At 65.3% G+C, this 26,364-nt stretch carries 18 protein-coding genes and 1 pseudogene; 10 read left to right on the top strand and 9 right to left on the bottom strand.

Translation table 11 applies throughout. The annotated features are described in order from the left end of the window. Positions 1 to 97 precede the first annotated feature (97 nt). Together CIT37_RS10615 and CIT37_RS10620 are read right to left on the bottom strand one after the other, a co-directional pair. Positions 98 to 1,450: a malonyl-CoA decarboxylase gene (locus CIT37_RS10615; RefSeq protein WP_028145642.1), complete on the bottom strand. Its 1,353-nt coding sequence runs from the start codon at positions 1,448 to 1,450 to the stop codon at positions 98 to 100. A gap of 278 nt (positions 1,451 to 1,728) precedes the next feature. Continuing rightward, complete coding sequence (locus tag CIT37_RS10620; RefSeq protein ID WP_038973452.1) at positions 1,729 to 2,553, bottom strand: AraC family transcriptional regulator; 825 nt, start codon at positions 2,551 to 2,553, stop codon at positions 1,729 to 1,731. 51 nt (positions 2,554 to 2,604) lie between these two features. On the opposite strand from CIT37_RS10620, the gene CIT37_RS10625 reads away from it, so the two are divergent. Together CIT37_RS10625 and CIT37_RS10630 are read left to right on the top strand one after the other, a co-directional pair. Then, positions 2,605 to 3,777, top strand: a complete 1,173-nt coding sequence (locus tag CIT37_RS10625; RefSeq protein WP_028145640.1) for an MFS transporter — start codon at positions 2,605 to 2,607, stop codon at positions 3,775 to 3,777. A gap of 227 nt (positions 3,778 to 4,004) precedes the next feature. After that, a complete protein-coding gene (locus tag CIT37_RS10630) occupies positions 4,005 to 6,272 on the top strand; it encodes a cation:proton antiporter domain-containing protein (protein ID WP_095426009.1) in 2,268 nt (755 codons plus the stop codon). Positions 6,273 to 6,356: 84 nt separating this feature from the next. Here the strand turns inward: CIT37_RS10630 and CIT37_RS10635 are convergent, their stop codons facing one another. Both CIT37_RS10635 and CIT37_RS10640 read right to left on the bottom strand, forming a co-directional pair. Beyond that, the gene (locus tag CIT37_RS10635) at positions 6,357 to 9,515 is read right to left on the bottom strand and encodes an efflux RND transporter permease subunit (RefSeq protein ID WP_095426010.1); all 3,159 of its coding nucleotides are present in this window, start codon (positions 9,513 to 9,515) and stop codon (positions 6,357 to 6,359) included. A 13-nt stretch (positions 9,516 to 9,528) separates the two neighbouring features. Beyond that, complete coding sequence (locus CIT37_RS10640) at positions 9,529 to 10,722, bottom strand: efflux RND transporter periplasmic adaptor subunit (protein ID WP_161966368.1); 1,194 nt, start codon at positions 10,720 to 10,722, stop codon at positions 9,529 to 9,531. A gap of 244 nt (positions 10,723 to 10,966) precedes the next feature. Between CIT37_RS10640 and CIT37_RS10645 the strand changes: the two genes are divergently transcribed. Continuing rightward, positions 10,967 to 11,758 carry an ABC transporter substrate-binding protein gene (locus CIT37_RS10645; protein WP_038950887.1) on the top strand — a complete coding sequence of 264 codons (792 nt, stop codon included), beginning with the start codon at positions 10,967 to 10,969 and terminating at the stop codon, positions 11,756 to 11,758. 26 nt (positions 11,759 to 11,784) lie between these two features. On the opposite strand, the gene CIT37_RS10650 is transcribed toward CIT37_RS10645, so the two are convergent. The 4 genes from CIT37_RS10650 to CIT37_RS10665 all read right to left on the bottom strand — a co-directional run bounded on the left by CIT37_RS10650 (position 11,785) and on the right by CIT37_RS10665 (position 16,049). Continuing rightward, positions 11,785 to 12,780: an NAD-dependent epimerase/dehydratase family protein gene (locus tag CIT37_RS10650; RefSeq protein WP_095426011.1), complete on the bottom strand. Its 996-nt coding sequence runs from the start codon at positions 12,778 to 12,780 to the stop codon at positions 11,785 to 11,787. Between the two features lie 65 nt (positions 12,781 to 12,845). Next, positions 12,846 to 13,913: a hypothetical protein gene (locus CIT37_RS10655; protein ID WP_038950886.1), complete on the bottom strand. Its 1,068-nt coding sequence runs from the start codon at positions 13,911 to 13,913 to the stop codon at positions 12,846 to 12,848. 89 nt (positions 13,914 to 14,002) lie between these two features. Next, positions 14,003 to 15,493, bottom strand: coding sequence for a flavin-containing monooxygenase (locus tag CIT37_RS10660; protein WP_095426012.1), 1,491 nt, complete (start codon positions 15,491 to 15,493; stop codon positions 14,003 to 14,005). A gap of 106 nt (positions 15,494 to 15,599) precedes the next feature. Then, a complete protein-coding gene (locus tag CIT37_RS10665) occupies positions 15,600 to 16,049 on the bottom strand; it encodes a cupin domain-containing protein (protein ID WP_095426013.1) in 450 nt (149 codons plus the stop codon). Between the two features lie 188 nt (positions 16,050 to 16,237). Between CIT37_RS10665 and CIT37_RS10670 the strand changes: the two genes are divergently transcribed. After that, complete coding sequence (locus CIT37_RS10670) at positions 16,238 to 17,263, top strand: AraC family transcriptional regulator (protein WP_028145631.1); 1,026 nt, start codon at positions 16,238 to 16,240, stop codon at positions 17,261 to 17,263. 10 nt (positions 17,264 to 17,273) lie between these two features. On the opposite strand, the gene CIT37_RS10675 is transcribed toward CIT37_RS10670, so the two are convergent. Continuing rightward, the gene (locus tag CIT37_RS10675; RefSeq protein ID WP_095426014.1) at positions 17,274 to 19,139 is read right to left on the bottom strand and encodes an ATP-binding protein; all 1,866 of its coding nucleotides are present in this window, start codon (positions 19,137 to 19,139) and stop codon (positions 17,274 to 17,276) included. 235 nt (positions 19,140 to 19,374) lie between these two features. Here CIT37_RS10675 and CIT37_RS40310 point away from each other — a divergent pair. From CIT37_RS40310 to CIT37_RS10700, 6 genes and pseudogenes are all read left to right on the top strand, one after another. Beyond that, positions 19,375 to 19,992, top strand: a pseudogene (locus CIT37_RS40310) (NAD(P)/FAD-dependent oxidoreductase); the annotation flags it as partial. Positions 19,993 to 20,021: 29 nt separating this feature from the next. Beyond that, a complete protein-coding gene (locus CIT37_RS40315; RefSeq protein WP_479686308.1) occupies positions 20,022 to 20,681 on the top strand; it encodes an NAD(P)/FAD-dependent oxidoreductase in 660 nt (219 codons plus the stop codon). Between the two features lie 8 nt (positions 20,682 to 20,689). Further along, the gene (locus tag CIT37_RS10685) at positions 20,690 to 21,616 is read left to right on the top strand and encodes a 2-hydroxyacid dehydrogenase (RefSeq protein WP_095426015.1); all 927 of its coding nucleotides are present in this window, start codon (positions 20,690 to 20,692) and stop codon (positions 21,614 to 21,616) included. A gap of 425 nt (positions 21,617 to 22,041) precedes the next feature. Beyond that, a complete protein-coding gene (locus CIT37_RS10690; RefSeq protein WP_244611222.1) occupies positions 22,042 to 22,263 on the top strand; it encodes a hypothetical protein in 222 nt (73 codons plus the stop codon). A 93-nt stretch (positions 22,264 to 22,356) separates the two neighbouring features. Then, entirely contained in the window at positions 22,357 to 22,557 is a 201-nt protein-coding gene (locus CIT37_RS10695) for a hypothetical protein (RefSeq protein ID WP_244611223.1), read from the top strand. A 322-nt stretch (positions 22,558 to 22,879) separates the two neighbouring features. Beyond that, a complete protein-coding gene (locus CIT37_RS10700; protein WP_161966369.1) occupies positions 22,880 to 26,209 on the top strand; it encodes an adenylate/guanylate cyclase domain-containing protein in 3,330 nt (1,109 codons plus the stop codon). Positions 26,210 to 26,364 lie beyond the last annotated feature (155 nt).

A 26,364-nucleotide genomic window follows, 5' to 3' on the forward strand; every position in this document is an offset into this window, starting at 1 on the left:
GCGGGCCGGCAACTCCGAATCTTCGCCAAACCCAACCCTGTGGCTATGGGTCCCGGATCAGCGCTTCGCTTGTTCGGGACGACGACTGAGTTTGCGGCTACGACAACCGCATGTCCAGCAGCCGCCTTCCTTCGCCCTTCAGCAGCTTCTTCACAGCGCTCGACGCCACCACCTCGCCGTCATTCGCGTAGGCCTCGTGGTTCTTCTCGATGTCGTCGAGGCGATAGAGGTAGTTGACCATCACGCCGGCGGATTCCCGCACGCCCTTCGGCGAGAGATCGCCGAGCCAGTTGATGCGCTCCAGCCTTGCGCCGTTGCCGAGATGGAAGCGGGCGACGGAATCGATCAGCTTGCCCTTCGGCGTGCGCGCCTTGAGGAAGTAGTGCGCCGCGAGCGGCTCGATCACGGCGCGGAGCTGTGCCGTCGTCTCGGGGCTCTCGAACCATTTGGGGTCGTCGAGGCGCTTCAGCACCTCGCGGTCCTCGTCCGACAGCGGCAGGTCCTTGTCCTGCTTCAGCCATGGCATGAAACCCGGCACCGGTGACAGCGTCACGAAGGTGTCGAGCTTGGGCGTTTCGCGGCGCAGCTCCTCGACCACCTGCTTGATCAGGAAGCTGCCGAAGGAGATGCCGCCAAGACCGCGCTGGGTGTTGGAGATCGAATAGAACACGGCGGTGCGCGCGCGCTCGATCGGCAGATACTGGCGATCGACCGCGAGCAGCGGCGCGATCGCGCCGGGGATCGTCTCGGTCAGCGCCACCTCGACGAAAATCAAGGGCTCGTCGACCATCGCGGGATGGAAGAAGGCGTAGCAGCGGCGGTCGACCGGATCGATGCGGCGGCGCAGATCGTCCCAGTCGGAGATCTCGTGCACGGCCTCGTAGCGGATGATTTTTTCGAGGATGTTGGCCGGGGTCGACCAGTCAATCCTGCGCAGCACGAGAAACCCCCTGTTGAACCACGAAGAGAGAAGATGCGAGACGTCGCGATCGAGCGCGGCGAGCTCGGTGTGGCCGTTCATCATGCCGAGCAGATCGGCGCGCATGTTGACGAGATCGCCGGTGCCGCCGGGCGCGCGGTTGAGGCGGCGGATCAGCTCCTGCCGCCGCGGCTCCGAGGCGAAATGCAGCGAGCTCGCATCCTCGTCGCTCGGCGCGGCGCGCCATTTCTCGATCGCCTTGGACAGGCGCTCCCGGTCCGGGCCGAAATCGCGCACCAGTCCGTCGAAGAAGGCGCGGCGTCCCGCCGCATCCAGCTCCCGGTAGATGTCGAGCACCTCACGCGCGATGGCGATGCCCGATGCCTCGCCCCGGCCCGACAGCAGCGCGTCGCAGAGATCGATCAGCCCGTCGGCGTCCCGTCTGGTGTCGGCGGAATCTCCCCGACGAAGCAGCGTGCGGCCGCGCTCGGAGATCGTGGCGAGCAGGTCGGAGAAGAAGGCGTTGGCCATCGGGACTTTCGTGTCGGGTTTGTGCGTTGCGGAAGCTTACACGGGATTTGGGCAGAAACCGATCACAATCAAGCGGAGGAATGCGGCAACTTTAGTTGGGCCGTGCGTCTGGAGAATGCCGGCATGCCTGCCTTCGCGGCAATGCCACCGAGGGCACCGCTACCGTAGGGTGGGCAAAGGCGCACTTGCGCCGTGCCCACGATCTCTCTCGATTGCGAAAAATGCGTGGGCACGCTCCGCTTTGCCCACCCTACGAGTTCTGCGCTCGTATCGACGAGCTACACTTTCCCCGCAAACTCCGTCGGCGTCCGCCCTGTGACTTGCCGGAACGCGGCCGAGAACGCCGGCACGCTGGCATAGCCCAGCTGCGTCGCGAGCTGTTTCACCGAGACATTCGCATCCATGGAGAGCCGCTGGATCGCCGCCGCAATCCGCGCGCGCTGGCACCAGCTTTTGAAGCTCAGCTGCGTTTCCGTCGAGAACAGCCGCGACAGCGTCCGCGCGGAAGTTCCAACCTCGCGCGCCAGCGTGTCGATGTCGTGCAGGCCGGTGGGATCGTCGAGCACGATCATGGCGGCGCGGCGGCAGCGCACTTCGCGCGGCAGCGGCACGAAGGTCGCGGAATCCTCGGCCTGGTGCAATTCCAGCATGACGAGGCGCACCAGCAGCTCGGTCCGCTCCTCCGTGTTGCGCGCGTCGAACAGCGCCAGGATCGCCTGATTGAGCAGCGGCGACACCCGCACCACGAATTCCCGGGTCAGGCCGTCATAGCGCTGCTCGCGCTTCAGCCAGGACAGGTCGAAATACAGCGTGCGCATCTCGATGTCGGCGAGCAGATCGATGGCATGCTCGAGCCCGGCCGGGACCCAGACCGCGCGGTCCGGCGGCACCAGCCATCGCCCCCCGGGCGTCGTCACCTGCATCGTGCCCTTGGCCGCATAGATCAGCTGCGCCTCGCGGTGCAAATGCGGATCGATCCGCATGCCCTTGGGATAGTCGCGCGCGACCAGGTGCACGCCCGCGGGCGAGCGGTGGTTGCTCCGGACCTCCCTCAGGATTGGCGTTTCCAAGATTGGCGTTTCCAAGACAGTCATTGGCAGCATCCCGTCATGGGTCCGACATATAACTCATTTTGGAGCAGGAGAGGATTCGTAATGAACAGCCCCAGCCGGGTCATCAGTTTCGTCAACGCAGGCCATTTCATCGACCATTATTCGATGCTGATCTTTGCCGCCGCCGTGATCATCATGGGGCCGGCGCTCGGCATGGCCTATTCGGAGCTGCTGCCTTACGCGACGCCGGGCTTCATCGCGTTCGGTGCCGGCTCGCTGCTGACCGGCTGGCTCGGGGACCGCTGGAGCCGCCGCCACATGATGCTGATCTTCTTCGTCGGCATTGGTGCCTCCATGATCTCGGTCGGCTTCGTGCAGACGCCCGTGCAGCTCGGCGCCGCGCTGCTCGCCATCGGCATCTTTGCCTCGATCTATCATCCCGTCGGCACCGCCATGATCGTGTCCTATGCCGACCGGCTCGGCCGCGAGATGGGGATCAACGGCGTCTGGGGCAATCTCGGCGTTGCCTCCTCCGCACTGGTGACCGGCGTGATCGGCCAGTATCTCGGCTGGCGTTTCGCCTTCATCGTTCCCGGCGTGGTCACGATCCTGATCGGCATCGCCTTTGCGATGCTGGTCGTGCACGAGGACCGCAAGGGCTCGAAGCAGGCGGCGGCGCAGGCGCGGGTGGCCAAGCAGGACATGTGGCGCGTGGTGCTGTCGCTGCTGATCGTGGTGATCGCGATCTCCACCACGTTCAACGCCGTCACGGTGGCGCTGCCAAAACTGTTCGCGGAGCGGTTGGCGGATTTGACGAAAAGCCCGGCACTGCTCGGCGTGATCGCGGCCTGCGTCTATGTGTTCGGCGCGATGACGCAATACACGATCGGACGGCTGCTCGACCGCTATTCGCTGAAGACGGTGGCGCTGCCGCTGTCCTTCATGCTGGCGCCGTTCCTCTATCTCGCCGCCAGCCTGAACAATCTGCCGCTGATTCTGGTCTCGATCGGCATCGTCATGGGGGCGTTCGGACAGGTCACGGTGAACGATGCCATGGTCGGCAAGTACACCAGTGAGGAATGGCGCTCGCGCGCCTACGCCGTGCGCTATTTCATCGGCTTCACCGCGGCCGGCGCCTCGGTCGGCCTGGTCGCCTGGCTCTACGAGCAGGGCGGCTTCGTCACCATGCTGCACGCCTTCGCCGCGCTCTGCCTGCTGGCAATCGCGGCCGCGATCATCCTGCCGCGCGAAATCAGGACGCCGGCTGCAGTGTGAGGGCCCGTGTCCCGGGCAAGCTGCAACGCGTAAGCGTTGCGGCGCAGAGCCGGGACCGAGAAAATTGCGGGCAAGTTTCTCGGCGGCATAGGCCCCGGCTCTGCAGCGCACCGCCGAAGAGGCACTGCGCTGCGTCCGGGGCACCAGCGGGGTGGAACCCGCCCCACCTCCCGAGGGTTCTATCCCCGTGGCCCCGACACCGGGGGTGAAGGGGGAAAGACACCAGCATGCCATGGCGCCTGCTCCGACCGGTCGGCCTCGTCCCCGCGGCGCTTGTCCTCACCACCATTGCGGCCGGTGCCGAGGGCGGCAAATCGGCTGGCCCATCCGAATTCCTGTTGGTGGCGCAGATCGTGCTGTTGATCGCGGTCGGTCGCGGTCTCGGCGAGATCATGCAGCGCGTCGGCCAGCCCTCGGTGATCGGCGAGTTGCTCGCCGGCATCATCCTGGGACCGTCGCTGTTCGGCTGGATCTGGCCGGAAGCGCAGCACGCGATCTTCCCGAAGGCACCCGAGCAGAAGGCGATGCTCGACGGCATTGCCCAGTTCGGAATCCTGCTCCTGCTGCTGCTCACCGGCATGGAGACCGACCTCAAGCTGGTCAGGAAGGTCGGCAGGGCCGCGATCGCGATCTCGATCGCCGGCATCCTCGTGCCCTTCGCCTGCGGCTTCGCGCTCGGCGAGTTCCTGCCCGATGCGCTGCTGCCCAATCCGCAACAGCGCCTGGTCGCTTCGCTGTTCATGGGCACGGCGCTGTCGATTTCGTCCGTGAAGATCGTCGCCGTGGTGGTGCGCGAGATGAATTTCATGCGCCGCAATGTCGGTCAGATCATCGTCGCGACCGCCGTGATCGACGACACCATCGGCTGGATCATCATCGCCGTCATCTTCAGCCTGGCCTCGCACGGCACGCTGGATATCGCCTCGGTGGCGAAAGCCGTGCTGGGCACGCTCGCCTTCCTCGCCGTCAGCTTCACCATCGGCCGCCGCCTGGTGTTCCAGCTGATCCGCTGGGCCAACGACAATCTCGTCAGCGCCGCGGCCGTGATCACGGTGATCCTGCTGTTGATGAGCGTGATGGCGCTGATCACGCATCTGATCGGTGTGCATACCGTGCTCGGTGCCTTCGTCGCCGGCATCCTGGTCGGGGAATCACCGATCCTGACGCGGCAGATCGACGAGCGCCTGCGCGGGCTGATCTCCAGCTTCTTCATGCCCGTGTTTTTCGGCCTCGCCGGCCTCAGTGCCGATCTCTCGGTGCTGCGCGATCCCAATCTGCTGATGCTCACCGGCCTCCTGGTCGTGATCGCCAGCGTCGGCAAGTTCGGCGGCGCCTTCGTCGGCGGCACATTGGGCGGCCTGAACAATCGGGAGTCGCTGGCGCTGGCGAGCGGCATGAATGCCCGCGGCTCGACCGAGGTGATCATCGCGACCATTGGCCTGTCCATCGGCGTGCTGAGCCAGAACCTGTTCACGATGATCGTGACCATGGCGATCGTGACCACGATGGCGATGCCGCCGATGCTGCGCGCCGCGCTGGCAAGGCTGCCGATGAACAAGGACGAGAAGGAACGGCTGGAGCGGGAGGAATTCGAGAAGCGCGGCTTCCTCGCCAATCTCGAGCGCCCTCTGCTGGCGGTGGACGAAAGCGTCAACGCCACCTTTGCCGCCCACATCGCCGGCCTGATCGCCGGCATGCGCGGGCTGCCGATCACCGTGCTGCATATCGGCAAGAGCGCCAAGGAACAGGAGAAGGGCCGCGACCAGGAGGAGAGCCACGAAGCGGTGGTGAAGAAGGCCGCCGAAGTCGTCTCCGCCCATGGCGACGGCGGGGCCGGCAACGTCGATGTCGTCACCCGTGCGAGGCAGGCGGAGCTCGGCGAGACCATCGCCGACGAGGCGCGCAAGGGTTTTGATCTTCTCGTCGTCGGCGTCGACAAGGTCGTGACGGCCAAGGACCGTTTCGACCGGAGGATCGACGACATCGCCGCGAAGTTCGAAGGACCGCTTGCGATCGTCGCGGCCAAGGGCAAGCACCTGAAGCAGCCGGCGCCCGATGCGCTCAACATCCTCGTTCCCGTCTCCGGCAGCGGCATCTCCAAGCGCGGCGCCGAGGTGGCGGTCGCGCTGGCGCAGGCCGGGTCAGGCTCGCTCCGGGTGATCTATGTCGCGACGACGCGCGACAAGGGCGCGCAGCGCGGCGCCTCCCGTGGCCTCGGCCAGGAGGCGGGCATCCTCAAGGACGCCAGCGATCTCGCCGCCCGCTACGACGTCGACATCACCACCACGCTGCGGGTGAACCGGGCGCCGGAGGCCGCGATCCTGCGCGAGATCGACACCACCGACGTCGATCTCGTCGTCATGGGCGTCGACCGCATCCAGGCCGACCATCTCTCCTTCGGCGGCGTCGCCGACGCCGTGCTCAGGCAGTCGAAAGTCTCGGTGCTGCTGGTGTCGAGCGGCGAGGCGCGGCAGGCGGTGGTGGAGAAGGCTTAGGATGTGGCTGTAGCCGCGTGGACGGTGCGCTCCCTCTCCCGCTCGCGGGAGAGGGGTGGGGAGAGGTGTTTCCGCAGTGGGCTCTTAGGGCTTCACCTCCGCCGCCGTCTCCACCTTCGCCACCTTCTTGCTCGCCCGCCAGTTCTCGAAGCGCTGCACCACCACGAAGAAGGCCGGCACGAACAGCACGGCGAGGCAGGTCGAGGCCAGCATGCCTGAGAACACCGTGATGCCGATCGACTTGCGCGCGCTGGCGCCGGCGCCGGTCGCGAGCACCAGGGGCACCACGCCGAGGATGAAGGCGAACGAGGTCATCAGGATCGGGCGGAAGCGGGCGCGCGCCGCCTCGATCGCGGCCTTAAGCACCGGCTTGCCGTCGCGGCCGTGGAGCTCGAGCCCGACCTCGACGATCAGGATCGCGTTCTTGGCCGACAGCGCGATCAGGAGGATCAGCCCGATCTGGCAATACAGGTTATTGTCGATCTTGAGCCCGGAGAGGATCAGCATCGGCCCGAGCAGCGACAGCGGCACCGCGAGGATCACCGAGATCGGCGCGTACCAGCTTTCATACTGGCCGGCGAGCACGAGATAGACCAGCAGCATGGCGAGGCCGAACACCCAGTAGATCTGGTTGCTGACCGCCTTCTCCTGATAGGACATCGCGGTCCATTCATAGCCGGTGCCAGGCGGCAGCGTCTTGTCGGCGATCTCCTCCATCAGCTTCAACGACTGGCCGGAGGAGTAGCCCTGCGCCGGCAGGCCGATCACGGTCGAGGACGGATAGAGGTTGTAGAGGCTGATCAGCGAGGGGCCGGTGGCCGGCGTGATCTTGGCGACGGTGCCGATCGGGATCATGTCGCCGTTCGAGTTGCGCACCTGCATGTTGGCGATGTCGCTCTCGGTGACGCGGAAGGCGGGATCGGCCTGGGTGTAGACCTGGAACACACGGCCGAACTTGTTGAACTGGTTGACATAGGACGAGCCGAGATAGGTCGACAGCGCCGAGAACACCTGATCGGTCGTGACGTGCAGCGTCTGGGTCTTGACCCGGTCGATCTCGACGTTGAATTGCGGCACCGAGGAGCGGAACGAGGACTGCACGCGCTGCAGTGCGCTCTGGCTCTGGCCGTTACTGACCATCGCGCCGGTGATCGCCTGCAGCTTGGCGAAATCGCTGTTGCCGTCGCGCAGCTCGACCTGCATCGAGAATCCGGCGGCGTTGCCGATGCCCTGGATCGGCGGCGGCGGCAGCACCAGCGTGCGCGCCTCCATGATGGTCGCGAGCTTGTCATTGAGCCCGTACACCAGCGAGCGCAGATCCTCGCCGGGTCCTTTGCGTGCGTCCCAATCCTTCAGGATGATGTAGGCGACGCCGGCATTGGCCAGGCTTGCGCTGTTGTCGAGCGCGGAGATGCCGGCGATGGTGATGACCTGCGCCACGCCCGGCGTCTCCTTGATCAGCCCGCTCGCTTTGTCGAGCACGGCTTGGGTCCGCTCCAGCGCGGCGCCGTCGGGCAGCTGCACGGCGGCGATCAGATAGCCCTGGTCCTCGATCGGCAGGAAGCCGGTCGGCACCCGCGACAGACCGTAGCCGCTGGCTCCGATCACCAGCAGCGCGAACGCAACCGAGACGGTGGCGTGCCGGCACAGGAAGGTGATCAGCCTTGTATAGCCGCGCTCGACCCGGTCATAGACCGCGTTGAAACCGCGATAGAAGAAGTTGCGCTGCTCCGGCGGCACCGTCGGTCGCAGCCACAGCGCGCATTGCGTCGGCTTCAGCGTCGCCGCGTTGATGGCGGATAGCAGCGCAGTCGCCGCGATCACCAGCGCGAATTGCGAATAGATGCGCCCGGTGAGCCCCGCGAGGAACGAGGCCGGCAAAAACACCGAGATCAGCACCAGCGTGATGCCGACGATCGGCGCGAACAGCTGGTCCATCGCCTTGATCGCGGCATCGTGGCCGTTCATGCCCTGCTCGATGTTGTGCGCCGCGCCTTCGACCACGACGATGGCGTCGTCGACAACGATGCCGATCGCGAGCACGATCGCGAACAGCGTCGACATGTTGATGGTGAAGCCGAGCGCCGCCATCGCCGCAAAGGCGCCGATGATGGTGACAGGCACGGTTGTCGCCGGCACCAGCATCGCGCGCCAGTCCTGCAGGAAGACGAGGATCACGACCAGCACCAAAAGGCCGGCCTCGATCAGGGTCATGTAGACCTCGTGCACCGAGGCCTCGACGAATTTCGTGGTGTCGAACGGCGTGTCGTATTTGATGCCTTCCGGAAACCGCTTGGCGAGGTCCGCCATCTTCTTCTCGACGGCCTGCTCGACCTGGAGCGCGTTGGCGCCGGGCGACTGGAACACGCCGATGCCGACGGCCGGCTGCTTGTTGAGCGAGAAGATCTGGCTGTAGGTCTGCGCGCCCAATTCGACCCAGCCGACATCGCGCACCCGCGTGACGTCGCCGCTGGTGCCTGACTTGACGATGATGTTCTCGAACTGGCTGGTGTCGTCGAGCCGTCCGTTGACGTTGAGCGTGTACTGGAACGCCTGGCCCGGCGGCGTCGGCGGCGCGCCGACCTGGCCGGCGGAGACCTGCTGGCTCTGTTGCTGGATGGCGTTGATGACGTCCTGCGGCACGAGGCCACGGACCTGCAGCTTGTTGGGATCGAGCCAGACCCGCATCGAATACTGGCCGGCGCCGAACACGGTGACGTTGCCGACTCCGGGCAGGCGGGAGAGCTCGTCGCGGATGTTGATGGTGGCGTAGTTGCTCAAATAGAGGCTGTCGTATCTCGAATCCGGCGAGGTCAGCGTCACGAACAGGAGGATCGAGGTCGACCGCTTCTGCACGGTGACGCCCTGGTTCTGCACCGCGCTCGGCAATTGCGACAATGCGCTGGAGACGCGGTTCTGCACCAGCACCTGCGCGAAATTTAGGTCGGTGCCGATCTTGAAGGTCACGGTCAGCGTATAGGTGCCGTCGGAGCCGCTGTAGGACTGCATGTAGAGCATGTCCTCGACGCCGTTGACCTGCTGCTCGATCGGCAAGGCAACGGTGTCGATCACGGTCTTGGCGCTGGCGCCGGGATAGCGCGTGGTGACCTGCACGGTCGGCGGCACCACATCGGGGTATTGCGCGATGGCGAGATTGAACAACGCGACGCCGCCGATCAGGATCATCAACAGCGCGATGACGTTCGACAGGACCGGCCGCTCGATGAAGAACTTTGAGATCATGGCAGGCAGCTCCCTACTTGGCAGACGCCTGCGGCTGCTCGATCTTCGTTGTTTGCGGATCGATCTTCTGGCCCGGGATCACCCGCAGCAGCCCCGCGATGACGACGCGGTCGTCCGGCTTCAAGCCGCTTTCGATGACGCGCAGCCCGTTGTCGACCGGGCCGATCTGCACCTTGCGCTGCTCGACGACGTTGTCGCCGTTGACCACCAGCAGATAGCGGCCGCCCTGGTCGCTGCCGAGCGCGGTGTCGGGGACGAGCAGGGCGCTCTTCTCCTGGTCGAAGGGCACGCGCACCCGGACGAAATAACCGGGCAGCAGCACCCGCTTGTCGTTGGGCACGACGCCGCGCACGGCGAGCGTGCCGGTTGATGTATTGAGGGTCGGCGAGACGTAGTCGAGCTTGCCCTCATGCGGATAGCCGGTCTCGGTCTGCAGTCCCACCTGAATCGGGAATTGCTTCATGTCGGCGGGGGTCAGTCCGCGGCGGGCCGCTTCGGCGCGGATGCGCAGCACGTCCTGCTCGTTGACCGTGAAGTTCACCCAGATCGGATCCATCGCGACGATGGTCGCGAGCTGGGTCGGCGAGGAGACGCCGACGAGCTCGCCGATCGAGACCAGGTGGGCGCTGACGATGCCGTCGAACGGCGCTGTCACCCTGGTGTAGCCGTAATTGACCTCGGCCAGCCTCGTATTGACCTGGGCCTGCTGGAGGTTGGCCTGGGCGTTGTCGCGGGTCGATGTCGAGGTGTCCAGGGTGGACTGCGAGACCGCCTGGCGCTGCACGAGCTCGACCTGCCGCTTGAAATCGGCTTCGGCCTGCTTGACCGTGGCTTGCGCACCGACCTCGGCCGCCTTCGCCTGCTCGACCTTGAGCTTGTAGGTCTCGGGCTCGATCGTGAACAGCTGGGTGCCCTGCTTGACGAAGGTGCCGTCCTGATAGTCGATCGACTGCAGGAAACCCTGCACCCGCGCCACGAGATCGACGCTCTTGATCGGCGCGGTGTTGCCGGTGGCCTCGATGTAGCGCGTCACCGGACGCTGCACCGGCGTTGCCACGTCCACCTTGGGCGGCGGCGGTGCCACGAACGTGTTCTTGTCCTCGCAACCCGCCAGTGCGACCACGGTCGCAGCGGCGGCCAGTGCCCGCCCGGCCTGTCTCCACGCTTCATTGCGCCGTGCAGCAGATGCGGGATTCGATGAGGTCATTCGGTAGCCCCCGAGTATCGTCTGTCGGTGCGGCAGGCTACCAACAAATGTCCGGCCGTGGAACACCATAGCCATGGCAGTCGCCGGCCTTGCGCTGCACAGGGCGGTGTGGCCTTTGACAGATTTGTCACGACAAACCGCTTTTCACCGAGCGCACGATCGACCAGAATTGTGCCAAAGACCGTGTGACGGTGCGCGAGCCAGCCGGGAAGAAGCCAAGAAGAAAAGGTGAGGAGAACATGACATGCCCACGTCCCTCCAGTCGGGCCTTGCGGGCCTCGTTCTCGCAGCGATGGTCGCCATGCCGGCGCTAGCAGACGGTCTGAAGGACGAGATCGCGCCGACCGGCAAGCTGCGCGTCGCGATCGCAATCAGCCCCGCAGGCGGCGCATTCTGGTCGACCAAGATCGAAGCCGGCTATGCCGGCGTTCCCGTCGATCTCGGCAAGGCGATGGCCGCCAAGCTCGGCGTCCCCGTCGAATATGTCGTCCACCAGAACTCCGGACAGATCACCGACGCGGCTGGCAAAGGCACGTGGGACGTCACCTGGCTCCCCAGGGATCCCGAGCGCGAGACCAAGATGCGGTTCGGCCCGATCTACGAGGTCGCCGACGCCACCTACATCGTCAAGCCCGGCTCCGCCGTCACCAATTTTGCGACGCTCGACCAACCCGGAATCAAGGTCGCGGCCGTCAACGCCACCACCACCATGCGCGGCGCGATCGCGCATCTGAAGCATGCAACGGTCACCGGCTATCAGACCTATGAGGAGATCTTCGGCTTGCTCAGGAGCGGCGAGATCGACGCCTTCGCATTGTCGCGCGACCAGCTCAACAAGATGGCGCAGAAGATTCCGGGCACCAAGGTGCTGGACGAGACGTTCAAGAAGACAGTGACCGCCGTCGCCGTGCCGCTCGGCCACGGCCAGGCACTGGCCTTCGTCACCAAATTCATGACCGAGGCCACGACGAACGGCACTCTGCGCAAGGCCTATGATGACAACGGCCTGAAGGATTCGCCGATCCGGACGGAGTAGACTGTCAGCCGGCTTGCGCGATTGGGCTAGGTTCCGGTTGCCGGTGTCCTTTCGGCATGCCAGGCCGCCAGCACGTCCCGCTCTTCATCGGCGGAAAGCCCGACGACCGGGCCGCCGCTGACGTGAAGCCAATGCAGCGTGTCGCGCGCGGTGTCTCCCGCTGGTCGCGAGGTCAGTCCGGCCTCGCGCGCCGGCGAGGTGTCGCGCGTCAGGAAGCCCGCGAAGTCGGGCAGGGGCAGCCACATCGGCAACGACCGCGGACCGGCCCAGCGCCGCACGTCGTGTGCCTCGAGGAAGGCGCGATCGATCCAGGTGAACGTGCAGGACGTATTCAGCGCCGCCGCGCATTCGATCAGAAGCTCGCCGCGCCTGCGGATTGGTCCAATCCCGTCATAGATGCCGGTGAGACGAATCTCCGCCGCATGCACGATCCATTGCGCGAGGTCGCGGACATCGATGAACTGGACGGCATCGTCAGGCGATCCCGGCGCCAGCACCTCGCCGCCGCGTGCAAGCCGTGTCGGCCAATAGGCGAAGCGTCCGGTCGGGTCCTCAGGGCCTGCGATCAGGCCGGCGCGGCAGATGAAGGCATCGCCGCCGACCGCCTGTTCGCAGGCGACCTTGGCCGCGCCGTAAATGGCATCGGTGCTGTGCTCCACATCCTCGGCCGCAGGCTCGCGCAGCGGCGCCGTGTCGGCACGTTGTCCGGGTATCCGATTGTCCGCATACACGCTGATGGTCGAGACGAAGGTCCAATGCACATTTGGTCGCTTCAGCGCCGCGACCGCGCGGCGAACCTGGCCGGGACGACGCGAGACGTCGACCACGGCATCGAACGACTCGCCTGCGAGCGGCGCAAGCCCGTCGGCCACATCACGGTCGATCCGGACGAGACGCGCGCCTGCCGCAATCGGACCCGCGAGACCGCGGGCGGCGCAGGTCACCTCATGACCGGCAGCACATGCATGGGCTGCGATCGCCCGCCCGAGAAACTGGCTGCCGCCGAGAATGAGAATGCGCATGTGACGGCCCGTGCTGCAAAGGAGATCCCGCAATAATACAATTACTGGTTGTCGCTGCAACTCCGTCAGCGCGGCTTGATCTCCGCATATTTCGCCATCGCCTTCTCGAACTTGCGGTTGAACAGCCACATCGCGGCGAGGATCTCGCGGAAGCTTGCCGAGGTGCGCGCCCGGTCGGCCTGTCCGAAGGCAAAGATGCTGTTGTTGCGCAGATGCTTCATGATCGTCGGGCTCGACACCCTGTAGTTCAGGAGGTCGCCGGACTTGAGCGCCGATCTCGTCGGCGTGGGAACGATCTGGATCAGCTCGAACAGCTTCATCTGGTCGATCGGGTCGGGCAGCGTCTTCACGATTCCAGGGATCTCGCGGAACACATCCGCATGTGCGTTCATCAGGCCGTCGCGCACGTTGGTCCAGTGATTGAAGCGGAGATCGGTGCCGCGGGCCCGCGCCTCTTCCTTGTCGTCGCGCGCGCTTAAGGCGGGATCGATCGCGGCGATCTCGCCCTTGATGGTGCCCCACTTCCTGCGGCCGTTGCGGTCCTCGGACGGGCCGGTCTGGAAGCTGCCCATATAGGTGTTCGAGCGTCCGTTGCGGACGTTCTGCTTGCCGTTGGTCTCGGCAAAGAACAGCCCGAGGCTGATGCGCCCCGCAGCGGCTGCGTGGTCAGGCGCAAGCCCCTTGGCGCGCGCGATCACCGTCGCGAGATCGACGACGTCCTTGAACGGCGTCGGCGAGTTCTGCGCATTGGCCGGCGGCGCCTCCATGACGTCGAACAGTTTCGAATATTCGTCGATCAGCGGCTCGATCTCGGCGTCGAAATAGGCCGGAGGAATCTCGAACTTGTTGGGCCTGCCGATCCGCGACGGCATGGCGTCGGTGAGATCCTTGTAAGAACTGATGACGGCGACGCGGGCGAGGTAGAGCGCCTGTCCCGGCAGGTTCGGCAGCGGCTGCTTCGTCTCGATCTGGCGCCGCCGCTCGGCGAGGATCGATTTGAACTCGGCGAGCGCCTTGTCATAGGTGGCGACCGCCTCGGATTGGCGAGGCGTGAGCGCGCGCTGTTGTCCGACGGCGGGCGCCGCGACGAAGAAGGCAACAGCCGCAAGGGCGGCAAGACGTCTCGATCCCATGGCCGGTTCCTGTCGATTCGGTGGCCAGGGAGATCGTAAGCATCAGAGGCGAGGGCTGGCGAGATGCAAATCCCGCTCAGCCGGAATTCTTATGCCGCCCGGTAGTCCGGCGCCGTCGCCAGGAATTTCGCATAGGCATCCGCATCCGGCGGCTGGAAGCGCCCTTTGAGCCCGCCGCGCTTCTGGTTCTTGGCGCCGATGTCGGCCATCAGCTCGTCGAAATGGCGGTAGTGATAGGGCGCGACGCAGAGGCCGCCATAGACGCCGGCGGCCGGCCGCTCGACGCGCTTGAAGTGCAGCATCATCTCGATGTTGTCGTGCATTTGCGCTGCCGTCGGCTGGTTGGCGAGCTGGCCGTCGGCATAGCGTACCAGCCAGTTGGCGGCGAGGTCGGCGCAGAGCACGGTGCAGAAAGACGAGTTGAAGCCGACGAAGCCGAGCTCGGGCAGATCAGGGTTGGCGATCAGGCGGTAGAGCCGGTACTGGCCGTCGGCATCGACCAGCTTCTGCTTGTAAGCCGCGGGCAGGAACGGCACGCCGAGCTTGTAGCCGATCGCGAGCACCGCGACGTGGGCGCTCACGCGCTCGCCGCCGTTCATCACGATGCTGTCGCCGTCGTAATGGTCGAAGGTGCCGAACACCGCCTTGATGCGGCCGTCGGCGACCATCGGGTAGAAGCCAGGCGTTGCGATCGGCACCGAGCAGTTGACGCCGTCCTCGATCCGCTCCTTCGGCACCATCTTGCAGCGGCCGAGCTTGAGCTGCGCCTTGAGCAGGCTCTCCAGCCCGCGCCAGTTCGCCCAGACCAGCGGCGCGGCGATGCGATGCGCGAGCCGCGTCATCGCTCCGATGCCCCAGCCCGGAAACATCTCCTCCTGCGCGCGGATGTAGAGGATGCGCTTGAAGTTCACGAGCCCGCCGATGAAATAGGGGATGCGCCAGACCGGCTCGCGCATCACGATGGTGACCTCGCGCGCGCCCGATTTCACCGCGTTCACCGCGATGTCGGTCGCCGATTTCGAGCCGCCGAGCACGACGATTCGGCGTCCTTTCGCCAGCGTGGGATCGCCGTATTTCGACGAATGCAGGATCTGGCCGCCCTGGGCGAGGAATTCATCCTCGCCAGGGCAATGCAGCTCGCGCGGCTCGTTGAATTGGCCGGTGCAGACCGCGACAAAATCGAAATCCTCGCTCGTGCTCGTGCCGTGCTTGTCCTTCAGCGCGAGCGTCCAGCCGGGCTTGCCGTCGGCGCGGCGCGCCATGCCGGCGACCTCGGTGCCAAGGCGCAGCATGCGGTCGAGACCAAAACTCCTGGCGTAGTCGGCGAGATAGGCGTGGACCTGCGGCCCGGTTGGCCATTCCGGATAGGCCTCCGGCATGGCGCGGTCGGTGTAGCGGTAGAGTTCTTTCGGGCTCTGCGTCTGCACGTCGGGATAGGAGCGCGCCGGCTCCCAGACGCCGCCGAGATCGGCGCTGCGCTCGACGATGGTGACGCGGTGGCCACGGCTGGAGAACGCCTTGGCGGCAGCAAGGCCGGAGACGCCGGCGCCGATCACGCAGATATGCTTGGGGCTGACCATGGATTTGCTCGCAAACGATGGGTTTTCCGCGCGCAAGCGGCCTCGTTCGGCCGCAAGGCGCGGCCGGCGGACCTGCAAGCAGATGAAAGTGGACGAGGGGGCGCGCCTAGTCGTTGGCCTCGGGCGGCAGGAAGTCGACCTCATGCAGCGCCGAGATGCGCACGACTTCGGCAGGGTCCGTCAGATTGTGCAGCTGGTTGAACAGCGCCTCCAGCTTCTGCATCGGCGAGACCCAGAACAGCGCGCGGCACCGCTTGTCGGACTTGTTGAAATAGCCGTGCGGAATGCCGCGGGGCATGCGCACGAGGTCGCCGGCATGGGCCTTGACCCATTTGCCGTCGAGCTTGAGGTCGAGCGTGCCCTCCTGCACCAGGATGAATTCGTCCTGGGTCGGATGGATGTGCACCGGCACGAACTGGCCGGGATCGCTGTTGGTCTCGAACGCGAAGGTGGAGTCGGTGACGGCCTTGGGGAAGTAGACCTGGCCCAGAATGTTCCAGCTCTTGCCGCCGTAGCCTGTGCCGCTAGCGGTAATGCCCTTTTCGAGTGCAGTCATGGCGCGCTCCTGTTGGATTCCGGCGGGAATGGAGCTTCAGCCAGCGGTGGGGTGCCTGTCTATCCGCTAAACGAATCCGCGAACGCCTGTTGCCATGCAGCATGACTATTTCGCCGGCGCTGCCCTTTTCGCGTCCGGGGAACTATTATAGGCTTAAAGCAATTCCCTGACGCGAAGCGTGGTCGACCATGTCCGCAGCCGTGCTGGAAATGAGCGCAAGGGCGCCCGCGGCCGAACGGCTCGCGGACTTCGCCCGCGTCACCACTGACGATGTCGACGAAGCGGCCGAACAGATTGGGCGCATCTTCTGCCCGCACGATCTCAAGCCGGCACGGCTGCGCGCCTCCGGCTTCTCCGCCCGGCACAATTGCGCCGATTTCGACGGCTTTTCCATCAATTACGTCGCCTATGGCGGATCGGTCGGCATCGACCCCGGCTGCCTCGAGCGCTTCTTCCTGGTGCAGGTCCCGCTCACGGGCACGGCCTACATTCGCGCCGGCACGACCGAGCTTGACGCCGCGCCGGAGCGGACGGCGTCGCTGCTGTCGCCGACGATCCCGACCCGAATGATGTGGCGCGACTGCGCGCAGGCGATCCTGCTGTTTGACCGCCGCATGGTCGAGCAGCGCGCCGCGGCGCTGTCGGGCAGGGTCTCCGGGACGGTCGAGTTCGATCCGGTGATCGATTTGGACGCGCCGACCGGGCGGGCGCTGCGGACCAGCCTGGCCGAGCTGATGATGCTCGCCGAGCGTCTCGGTCCCTCCCGCCGGCTGTCACCGGTCGCGATGGCCGATTGGCGGGAGCTGCTGCTCGATCACCTGCTCAATGGCCAGCGCCATGGCCTGTCGGATGCGATTCAGAACTTCTCCGGCCAGGCCGAGCGTCTGCCGCGCGCGCTCCGCGCTGCGCGCGACCACCTGGCGGACAATGCCGGCGAGCCGCTCGACCTTGTGCAGCTCGCCTGCGCCTCCGGCATCGGCATCCGCGCGCTCCAGCTCGGCTTCCGCCGTCACTTCGGCCTGTCGATCTCGCGGATGCTGCTCGACATGCGCCTCGCCGGTCTGCACGCCCGCCTGGCGCAGGCCGCGCCCGATGCCTCCATCACCGACATCGCCTTCGATCTCGGCTTCACCCATCTCAGCCGCATGGCCGGCGCCTATCGCGAAAAATTCGGCGAGACGCCGTCGGCGACGCTGCGGCGAAGGATGAGCTAGCGCGAGAGAGCTATTTCCGTGGCCGCGTTCTGCCGTTGTCTTCCGCCGCCTGTTTGCGCAGGAACGCCTCGACATCGGCCTGCACCGAATAGGGCGTCGGGATCGCGTCGCCGGCGGAATCGACGGCGGTGTCGAGGCAGCGGCGCAGCATGCGTGCGAGCTCGGCCTTGCGATAGGGCTTTCTCAGCAGCGGCGCGCCCATCGTCGCGCGCCCCTGTGCGTGCAGCGAATCGTAGGCGTAGCCCGACGTGAACAGAACCCGCAGGGAAGGGCGCGCCGCCACCATCTGCTCGGCGAGCTCGCGTCCGTTCATGCCGCCGGCCATCACGATGTCGGTGAAGAGCAGGTCGAACGGCTTGCCTTCGGCCGCAATCGCAAGCGCCTCGGTCGCATTGGCGGCTGGGATGACCTTGTAGCCGAGGCCTTCGAGCTGGACCGTGACGTAGTGGCGGACGTCGCGGTCGTCTTCGACGCAGAGGACGGTTTCCTTGCCCCCGATGATCTTGCGGTCGTCATAGCCGGTCGGGCGCAGCGCGCTCGCCTCCGCCTTCGGCAAATAGAGCGTGAAGATCGTGCCGCGGCCTTCTTCGGAGGCGACCTTGATGCCGCCGCCGGACTGCTTGACGAAGCCGAACACCATGCTGAGCCCGAGCCCTGTGCCTTTGCCGACCTCCTTGGTGGAGAAGAACGGATCGAAGATCCGCTCCAGGATGGCCTGCGGAATGCCGGTGCCGGTGTCGGCGATCTCGATCTCGACATAGTCACCCGCATAGCCGGCGCCGACCGCGACCGCCTCGCGGACGCCGAACACGACGTTGCGCGTCGTCAGCGTCAGCCTGCCGCCGTCCAGCATGGCATCGCGCGCGTTGATCGCGAGGTTGAGCAGTGCCGAGCTGAGCTGGCCGCGGTCGGCGTAGGCGAGCCAGACGTTGCGGTCGAGCCGGGTGACGATCTCGATCTTCTTGTCGAAGGTCGCCAGCAGCAGCTTTGCGAGCTCTTCCAGCAGCTCGTTGACGTCGATCTCGGCCGGCTGCAGCGCCTGCTTGCGGGCAAAGGACAACAGGCTCGACGTCAGCGCGGCGCCGCGATCGGCGGCCTCGCCGATCAGCTTGGTGATGGTCGCAAGCGGCGGGTTGTCCCTGACGGCGTCGGCGAGGATCTCGATCGTGCCTGTGATCACCGTGAGCATGTTGTTGAATTCGTGCGCGATGCCGCCGGTGAGCTGCCCGACCGCTTCCATATTCTGCGACTGCACCAGCTGCTCCTCGGCGGCGCGCTTCTGGGTGATGTCCCTGACGAAGGTGTTGACGATGGCGCGTCCGCCCAGCCGCATGACCGTGCTGGAGGCCTCGGCCAGGATCCGGTCACCGTTCCGGTGGATCAGGGCGAGCTCGAAGCGCAAGCCGGACGGGGTGTCCGACAATTCCGGCACCAGCCGCGCCATGCGCTGCCTGAAGGCGGCGCGCAGCGGCTCGGCGACGATGAGATCGACGACGTCGGCGCCGAGCGCCTCCTGGCGCGTCCATCCGGTCAGGGCCTCAGCCTGAAAGCTCCACTCCAGCACGGCGCCGCTGTCGTCGATCTGAATGAAGGCATCGAGCGCGGTCTTGATGACGGCTTGTGTCATCTGTGCGCTGTCGCTGCGCGCCCGCGCCAGCTCGGTCGATTGCGTGGCGGCGCGCTTGTCCTCCGATCTCTCGATCGCGCGGGCGCAGAGGCGAACCATCAGCGCCGCAAGGGCAGCGCTTGCCATTAGGGCAACAAGCTGGGGAATGCCGAAGCCGGCTCCGGCCATGGCATAGGAGGCGAGGAGGGCCGCCGCGGTCACCACGACCTGTGCGGCCATCGCGAGTGTCAGAAGCCCCCTGAGTTTCATGGTCTCCCACCAAAGAAGACTACCGCATCGGCCGCCCGGTCCCGGGTGCCGCTTTGATGTGAGCTACAGACTCCGCGCGGCGGCGTCGAGGGGCAATTTGCGGTGGTGTCGGCCGCCAGCCTTTCTCCGGCCTCAACCTGCGGGCGAATCGCATGGCGAGGAGGCGCGCATACAATCAATGCGATTGACAGCTGTATTCAGTCATGTTCGTTCGAACTGAACTCCAGGAGTGCCCATGTCCCCGCCGCTCAACCGGATCAACAGCGACGAACGCCTGCCGCAGCAGGTCGATGTCGTCGTCATCGGCGGCGGCGTCATCGGCGTCTCCGCGGCCTATCATCTGGCGAAGAAGGGCCTCTCGGTCGCTCTCGTCGAGAAGGGCCATGTCGGCGGCGAGCAGTCGAGCCGTAATTGGGGCTGGTGCCGCCAGCAAGGCCGCGCGCGCGAGGAGATTCCGCTCGCCCGTGAAGCGTTGAGGCTCTGGGAGGACATGCAGAACGACGCCGGCGTCGATGCCGGCTTCCGCCGCACCGGCGTGCTGTTCCTGACCAAGAGCAAGGACGAGCTTGCGAGCTGGGAGCGCTGGGCCGCGGTCGCGCGCGAGATGCAGGTCCACTCCACCGTCCTGACGCCGGCGGAGGTCGCCGCGCGCATGCCGGGCAATACCGACACCTGGGTCGGCGGGCTGCATACGCCGAGCGACGGTCGCGCCGAGCCGTCGATGGCGGTGCCCGCGCTCGCCACCGCCGCGCGAAAACACGGCGTCACCATCCATCAGGGCTGCGCCGCGCGCGGGCTGGAGACGACGGGCGGGCGGGTCAGCGCCGTCGTCACCGAGAAGGGCACCATTCGCACGCAATCCGTGCTGCTGTCGGGCGGCGCGTGGTCGTCGCTGTTCTGCCGCCGTCACGGCATCGAGCTGCCGATCGGTCTCGTCAACGCGACGGCCTGCCGGACCACGCCGGGCTGGGCACCGATCTCTACTGCGTCCGCCGCCGCCTTGACGGCGGCTTTACGCTGGCGTTGCGCAACCGCGGCACGGTGGAGCTGTCGCCCGATTTGTTCCGCTATGCGCGCACCTTCTGGCCGACCTATCTGCATCGCAAGAACGGACTGAAGCTGTCGCTCGGCAAGTCCTTCTTCGACCAGATCGTGCGCGGCACCAGCTGGAGCTTTGACAAGCCGTCGCCATTCGAGACCGAGCGCGTGCGCGATCCCGAGCCCGACATGTCGCTGGTGAATGCTGCGCTCGCTTCATTGATCAAGGCCAACCCTGAACTCAAGGATGTCGAGATCGCGGAAGCCTGGGGCGGCACCATCGACTGCACGCCCGATACGATCCCGGTGATCTCGCCGGTCGACGCGCTGCCGGGCTTCTTCCTCGCCACCGGATTCTCCGGCCACGGCTTTGGCATCGGCCCCGCCGCCGGCAAGCTCGCCGCCGACATCGTGACCGGCACCACGCCGCTGGTCGATCCCGTGGCCTACAGCCACAAGCGCATGATCGACGGCCGCCGGCTCGCGCCGGTCAGCCCGTTCTGAGGGCTCGCATGACGGTTCTCTACAAGGCCAACATGGTTCGCGGCGCCGAGTGGGCGCGCTTCTTCGCGGAGCGCGCACCCGACGTCCCATTCCGGCTCTGGCCTGACATCGGCGATCCCGCTGATATCCGATATCTCGTGGCGTGGGTGCCGCCCGACGACATCGCGACGACGTTCCCCAATCTCGAGCTGGTCTTCTCGGTCGGCGCGGGCGTCGATCAGTTCGATGCCACCAAAGTCCCGGCGCACATTCCACTGATCCGCATGCTGGAGCCCGGCATCGCCGAGACCATGGTGGAGTACGTCACGATGGCTGTGCTCGATCTGCATCGCGACCTCCTGCATTTCATCAATCAGCAGAAGCAGCAGGTCTGGCGCGAGATCCGGATCACGCCGGCGAAACGGCGGCGTGTCGGCGTGATGGGACTTGGCCAGCTCGGCCAGGCCGTGCTCGAACGGCTCAAGGCGTTCGGCTTTCCGCTGTCGGGGTGGAATCGCTCGGCGCGGAAGATCGAGGGCGTGACCTGTTACGCGGGTGCTGACACCTTGCCGGATTTCCTCGCACAGAGCGACATCCTCGTCTGCCTGCTGCCGCTGACCGACGAGACGCGCGGCATCCTCAACGCGGATTTGTTCGCACGCCTGCCGCGCGGTGCGTCCCTCGTCAATGTCGGACGTGGCCCGCATCTCATTGAGGCCGATTTTCTTGCGGCGCTCGACAGCGGCGCGCTGTCCGGCGCGGTGCTCGATGTCACCGAGCCCGAGCCGCTGCCTGAGGGACATCCGTTCTGGCGCCATCCCCGCATCCTGCTGACGCCGCACAATGCCAGCATGACGACGCCGGACACGGCTGTCGATTTCGTGCTCGATGTCATCGACCGTCACCGCCGCGGCGAGGAGTTGCCGGGGCGTGTCGATCGCAGCCGCGGTTACTGAGGTGAATGGGAACACCAGCAGCCCCGGGCTCCTCTTTACCTCTCATGCTCGAGGGATGATGGATTCCCGTCGTCGAGGTCGAGGCGCGACGATGAGGATCTATCCTCCTGAAATTGTGACTGGATGGAGCGACAGGGAACTGCGGTATGTGAATTGCCTCATATTCCATCACTCTCTTTTCCAGCTATCACTCCCGCAAGAAATTGTCGCACCCGGCGCCAACTGACAGACACGGGTGAGAGACAATGCCTGCGAAGCCGCGTGCTCGCAGCTTTGGATTGGCTCTCGTCTTGGTCACGAGCAAGCCAACCCCATCACTCAGCAAAGATCTTTCAGAAATTGGAAGCAAGGACATCGCGAAACGCGTCCACGCAGCTCCTATTCGGGGGTCGGCCGGTAGGCTGCTACTTAGTAAGGAGTACCCAATGAAGACGAGCAACGCAGCACCCAGCGCATTTTCCCTGACAAGGTACGCCGGCAATCTTCGGATCGCCCGTTCCAGTCTGATCAGGTCGGCCCATCTTCTTGAAAGAATTGGGCTTGCAGCCGTCGGGGCCTCCTGCGGCCTCTATGTGGGTGCGGCCCTATTGCGTCAGAAGGGCGGACTTTTTGAAAGCGGCTGGATCGTGCTGCTGACGGTGCTCTAGGGCGCTCTCAGCTATTATGTCGGAATTGATTTGTCCCGGTCGATCGCTCGGAGGTCGATTTCGAGTACCTCCGAAGAATACGATGGCTCCGAGATGGTTGAGATCATGAGTGCGGCCGGAACGTTCGGCGCAGCGATTGCAGCAGCCCTGTCCGTCAGCATCCTTGTCCTTGATCAAAACCTCCCCAACGGCCTGGTAGCCTTCGTCGCTGGCTGCTGGGTGGTTGGCTCTTCGCTTCAAGTTGCGGCGGGAGCGATGGCGCGTAACTGCGAAGTGCCCGACAACAAGGACTAAAGATAATTGTGCTCACGGAAAAACGTCTGCTTGGCGTCGTGACGTGGGCACAAGCCCGGTACCGGGATCAGGCTTAGGGCCTGAAAGCGAGTGACCGACGACTCATCGCAACTTCTGTCGTCCAATGCGGCGTGCAGACGATTTTTGGTAGCGCAGCCGCTCGCATCAAGCAATGTCCCAGCGTGGAAGCGGTATCGGTACCAAGCAACCTAAGTTATCGCGCAACAAACAAGACGTGCCATCATGGTGAGGTTGGGATATTGTCCCTGCGCGCCGTGGTCCAAAATTCTGCTCACCGCCAACCACACGATCGGTGGAGCCAATGCAGATTGCGGAGTGGCTCGAGAAGCTGGGGCTTGGGCAATACGCAGAGCGTTTTGTCCAAAATGGGATCGACATGGGCGTCCTTCCCGAGCTGATGGTCGAGGACTTCGACAAGCTCGGAGTCCTGCTCGGGCATCGCCGCAAAATGCTGCGTGCGATTGCCGACCTTGATCCAGCCGCGTTGATCGCATCGCCGACGCCTCCTCACGACGCCGAGCGTCGCCACCTCACTGTCATGTTCTGCGATCTGGTCGGCTCGACTGCGCTCTCGGCGCGTCTCGATCCCGAGGATATGTGGGAAGTGATCCGGGCCTATCGCGCCGCCTGCGCGAGCGTCGTTGCTGCTTATGACGGCAGGATAGCCAGGTTCGTCGGTGACGGAATACTCGTCTATTTCGGCTATCCGCGCGCCCACGAAGATGATGCGGAGCGCGCAGTGCGGGCCGGCCTTGACACCATCTCCGCGGTTCGCCAGCTCAAGATGGGCGCCGACGAACGGGTTGAACTGCGGATCGCAATTGCGACCGGGCTTGTGGTGGTCGGCGACCTCATCAGCGGAGATGCGTCAGAGGAGCGCGCAACCGTCGGCGATACACCAAACCTCGCTGCCCGGCTCCAGAGCCTGGCGGAGCCGGGAGCGGTCGTCGTTGCCTCGTCGACGCGCCGGCTGCTCGGTGATCTCTTCACGTTTCGCAACCTCGGCCGCCGCGAGGTCAAGGGGATATCCGAACCCATCGCGGTCTGGGCGGTCGAGGGAGCGCCCGCATCGGAAAGCCGCTTCGAGGCGGTCCACGCGGCGCGCTCGATCGGCTTTGTCGGCCGCAAGGAGGAGATCGAACTCACGCTCTCGCGCCAGCGGTTGGCATGGCAGGGGCACGGGCAGATGGTGCTGATTTCCGGCGAAGCCGGCATCGGCAAGTCGCGCATGGTCGCAATGCTGTCCGAAAGCCCCGTGTTGGGGACGCACCGCCGGGTGCGATATCAGTGCTCGCCGTACCACACCAACAGTTCGCTTCATCCCTTTGTCGCGCAACTCGAGCGCGCTGCCGGCATTTGCTCGCACGACACGCCCGGGCAAAAGCTCGACAAGCTCGAGGCGATGCTGGCGCTTGGAACGCAGCAGGTTGCCCGGGCGACAGCGCTCATTGCGGCACTGCTTTCGATCCCAACCGGCGACCGTTATCCGCCGCTCGGTCTGAGCCCGGCGCAGCTGCGGCGGCAGACCTTTGCCACCCTTCTCGATCAGCTCGAGGGATTGGCGCGAGAGCAGCCCCTGCTGATTGTCTGCGAGGATATGCACTGGGCCGATGCCACGACACTCGAACTGTTCGATCTCGGGGTCGACCGGATCAGGGGGCTGCCGATACTCGTGCTCATGACATCGCGGCCGGAATTCGAGCCCTCCTGGTCGGGCCTTGCCAACGTCAGTCTGTTGCGGCTCGACCGGCTCGACCGGCAGGACACGCGCGCGCTGGTCGAGGAGGTGACCGTTGGTCGCCAGCTGCCACGCGAGATGCTGAAGCAGATCATCGACAGGACGGATGGCGTCCCGCTCTTCGTCGAGGAATTGACCAAGATGGTGCTGGAGTCCGGATGGCTCGTCGAAGGTGCCGGGCGCTATCGCCTCGAAAGTCCGCTCCCGCCGCTGGCTATTCCTGCGACGCTGCAGGATTCGCTGATGGCGCGGCTCGACCGGCTGGCTCCGGTCAAGGAGGTGGCGCAGATAGGCGCCGCCATCGGCCGCGATTTCTCGTACGCGTTGCTGAGATATGTGGCGGGACGCGATGATCTGACGCTGAGCGCTGCGCTGGGGCAACTCGAAGAGGCCGAACTGCTGGTGTGTCGCGGGGCTCCGCCCGAAGCAAACTATAGTTTCAAGCACGCTCTCGTTCAGGAGGCGGCCTACGAGAGCCTGCTCAAGAGCAAACGGCAGGTGCTTCACACGCGCATCGGTGATGTCCTGCGCGAGAAGTTTCCAGCCGTGGCCGAGACTGAGCCGGAAGTTCTGGCGCACCACTTCACCGAAGCTGGGCTGAACGAGGTCGCCCTCGAGTGGTGGCGCAAGGCGGGCCAGCAGGCGCTGAAACGCTCGGCCTATTCCGAGGCGATTGCGCATCTCGGCAAGGCGATTGCCATTGCCGATGAGTTGCCCGACGAGCCTCGCCGGATGATGAGCAGGCTGCATCTTCAAATCGCCTATGGCCGCGCATTACGGGGCAGCCTCGGCCACAGTGCTCCGGAAACGGTCGCGGCATGGACGCGAGCGCGCCAGTTCGCAGTCGACATCAATGATCCCGTTGAACTTGCGCCGATCCATTCGGGCCTCTTCAATGCCTGCCTGACACACGGCGAGCTCGCTCCGATGCGGGAGCTGGCGGATGCCATCAAGAGCGCGGCCGACCGACGACCGGACTCACCGGTGGCCGCCGTCGTTGCACATTGGACCGGCGGGGTGACCTGTTGGTTCGGGGGCGACTATTTGAACGCGAGGGTGCATCTCGAGCAGGCACTGGACATCTATGGCGCCGAGCCGGATCCAGCGACGTTCAGGGCCTCGGCGCTGGATCTTCCGTTCGTGATCATGAGGTTTCTCGCCTTGGTGCTTTGGCCGCTTGGCAGGATCGCCCGGGCACGCCGCCTCGCCGCCGAAGCGGTGAGTGCTTCCGGAGAAAAACGGGCGCTTTCCCAGGCCAATGCGCTTGTGCATCGAGCCGTGTTCGACGGAGTATGCGGCGGCATGTTGCAGCAAACAGAGACGATCCTGGCGCTCGGTCTCGCGCGCGACCACACGATGCCGCTGTATGTGGCCGCGGGCACCTACCTGAACGGCCTGGCCAAGTGGCGCGACGGCGACCGAGCCACTGGACTTACGGAAATGCGCCGCGGCTGGACCTTGCTACACGAAAATGACTGCTACCTCTGTGAACCGTTTTGGGGGATGCATGTCGCCATGGCGGACGCAGAGTCGGGCCAAGTCGAAACCGGGCTGGAAATCCTGAGCGAATCGATCGCATGGGTGGCGCAATCCGGCCAGCATTGGCTCGATGCCGAGCTGCACCGCGTCTATGGCGAGCTTTTGTTGCGTCAGGATCCTCCAGACGAATCCGGTGCCGAAGATGCCTTCGAGCAAGCGCTGAAAATCGCACGACGCCAGCAGGCGAAGACGTTCGAGTTGCGCAGCGCCCTTGGACTTGCTCGCCTGCACAAGACAAGGGACCGAGCGGGCGCGGTCTCTGAAGTGCTTGCTCCCTTGCTCGCCGAGTTCGATGCGGAGCGAAATCTTCCCGAAGTCGTAGAAGCGAAAGAGCTGCTTGGGAACGGGCGTTAGCCGCGCCGCCATTCGATCGGCGCAAACGCCGCGCCGACTTCAAGCCGGAATGGGTCGATATCTCGATCCTCGACTCGGCAGCCGTAGTTATCCGGTTTTGACACAGCTTAACCTGTTGTGGTGAATGCTAGATATGCTTCTCGTGGTTGCGAAGG

The organism is Bradyrhizobium ottawaense (assembly GCF_002278135.3).
In the GTDB taxonomy this organism is placed as follows: Bacteria; Pseudomonadota; Alphaproteobacteria; order Rhizobiales; family Xanthobacteraceae; genus Bradyrhizobium; species Bradyrhizobium ottawaense.

Bases quoted from the DNA above. Each gene is read 5' to 3' on its own strand.
- CIT37_RS10670 (WP_028145631.1), top strand. From the start codon at position 16,238: ATGTCCGCAGCCGTGCTGGAAATGAGCGCAAGGGCGCCCGCGGCCGAA.
- CIT37_RS10685 (WP_095426015.1), top strand. From the start codon at position 20,690: ATGACGGTTCTCTACAAGGCCAACATGGTTCGCGGCGCCGAGTGGGCG.
- CIT37_RS10625 (WP_028145640.1), top strand. From the start codon at position 2,605: ATGAACAGCCCCAGCCGGGTCATCAGTTTCGTCAACGCAGGCCATTTC.
- CIT37_RS10650 (WP_095426011.1), bottom strand. From the start codon at position 12,780: ATGCGCATTCTCATTCTCGGCGGCAGCCAGTTTCTCGGGCGGGCGATC.
- CIT37_RS10700 (WP_161966369.1), top strand. From the start codon at position 22,880: ATGCAGATTGCGGAGTGGCTCGAGAAGCTGGGGCTTGGGCAATACGCA.
- CIT37_RS10635 (WP_095426010.1), bottom strand. From the start codon at position 9,515: ATGATCTCAAAGTTCTTCATCGAGCGGCCGGTCCTGTCGAACGTCATC.
- CIT37_RS10615 (WP_028145642.1), bottom strand. From the start codon at position 1,450: ATGGCCAACGCCTTCTTCTCCGACCTGCTCGCCACGATCTCCGAGCGC.
- CIT37_RS10645 (WP_038950887.1), top strand. From the start codon at position 10,967: ATGCCCACGTCCCTCCAGTCGGGCCTTGCGGGCCTCGTTCTCGCAGCG.
- CIT37_RS10655 (WP_038950886.1), bottom strand. From the start codon at position 13,913: ATGGGATCGAGACGTCTTGCCGCCCTTGCGGCTGTTGCCTTCTTCGTC.
- CIT37_RS10660 (WP_095426012.1), bottom strand. From the start codon at position 15,493: ATGGTCAGCCCCAAGCATATCTGCGTGATCGGCGCCGGCGTCTCCGGC.
- CIT37_RS10640 (WP_161966368.1), bottom strand. From the start codon at position 10,722: ATGACCTCATCGAATCCCGCATCTGCTGCACGGCGCAATGAAGCGTGG.
- CIT37_RS10665 (WP_095426013.1), bottom strand. From the start codon at position 16,049: ATGACTGCACTCGAAAAGGGCATTACCGCTAGCGGCACAGGCTACGGC.
- CIT37_RS10620 (WP_038973452.1), bottom strand. From the start codon at position 2,553: ATGCTGCCAATGACTGTCTTGGAAACGCCAATCTTGGAAACGCCAATC.
- CIT37_RS10675 (WP_095426014.1), bottom strand. From the start codon at position 19,139: ATGAAACTCAGGGGGCTTCTGACACTCGCGATGGCCGCACAGGTCGTG.
- CIT37_RS10690 (WP_244611222.1), top strand. From the start codon at position 22,042: ATGAAGACGAGCAACGCAGCACCCAGCGCATTTTCCCTGACAAGGTAC.
- CIT37_RS10630 (WP_095426009.1), top strand. From the start codon at position 4,005: ATGCCATGGCGCCTGCTCCGACCGGTCGGCCTCGTCCCCGCGGCGCTT.
- CIT37_RS10695 (WP_244611223.1), top strand. From the start codon at position 22,357: ATGGTTGAGATCATGAGTGCGGCCGGAACGTTCGGCGCAGCGATTGCA.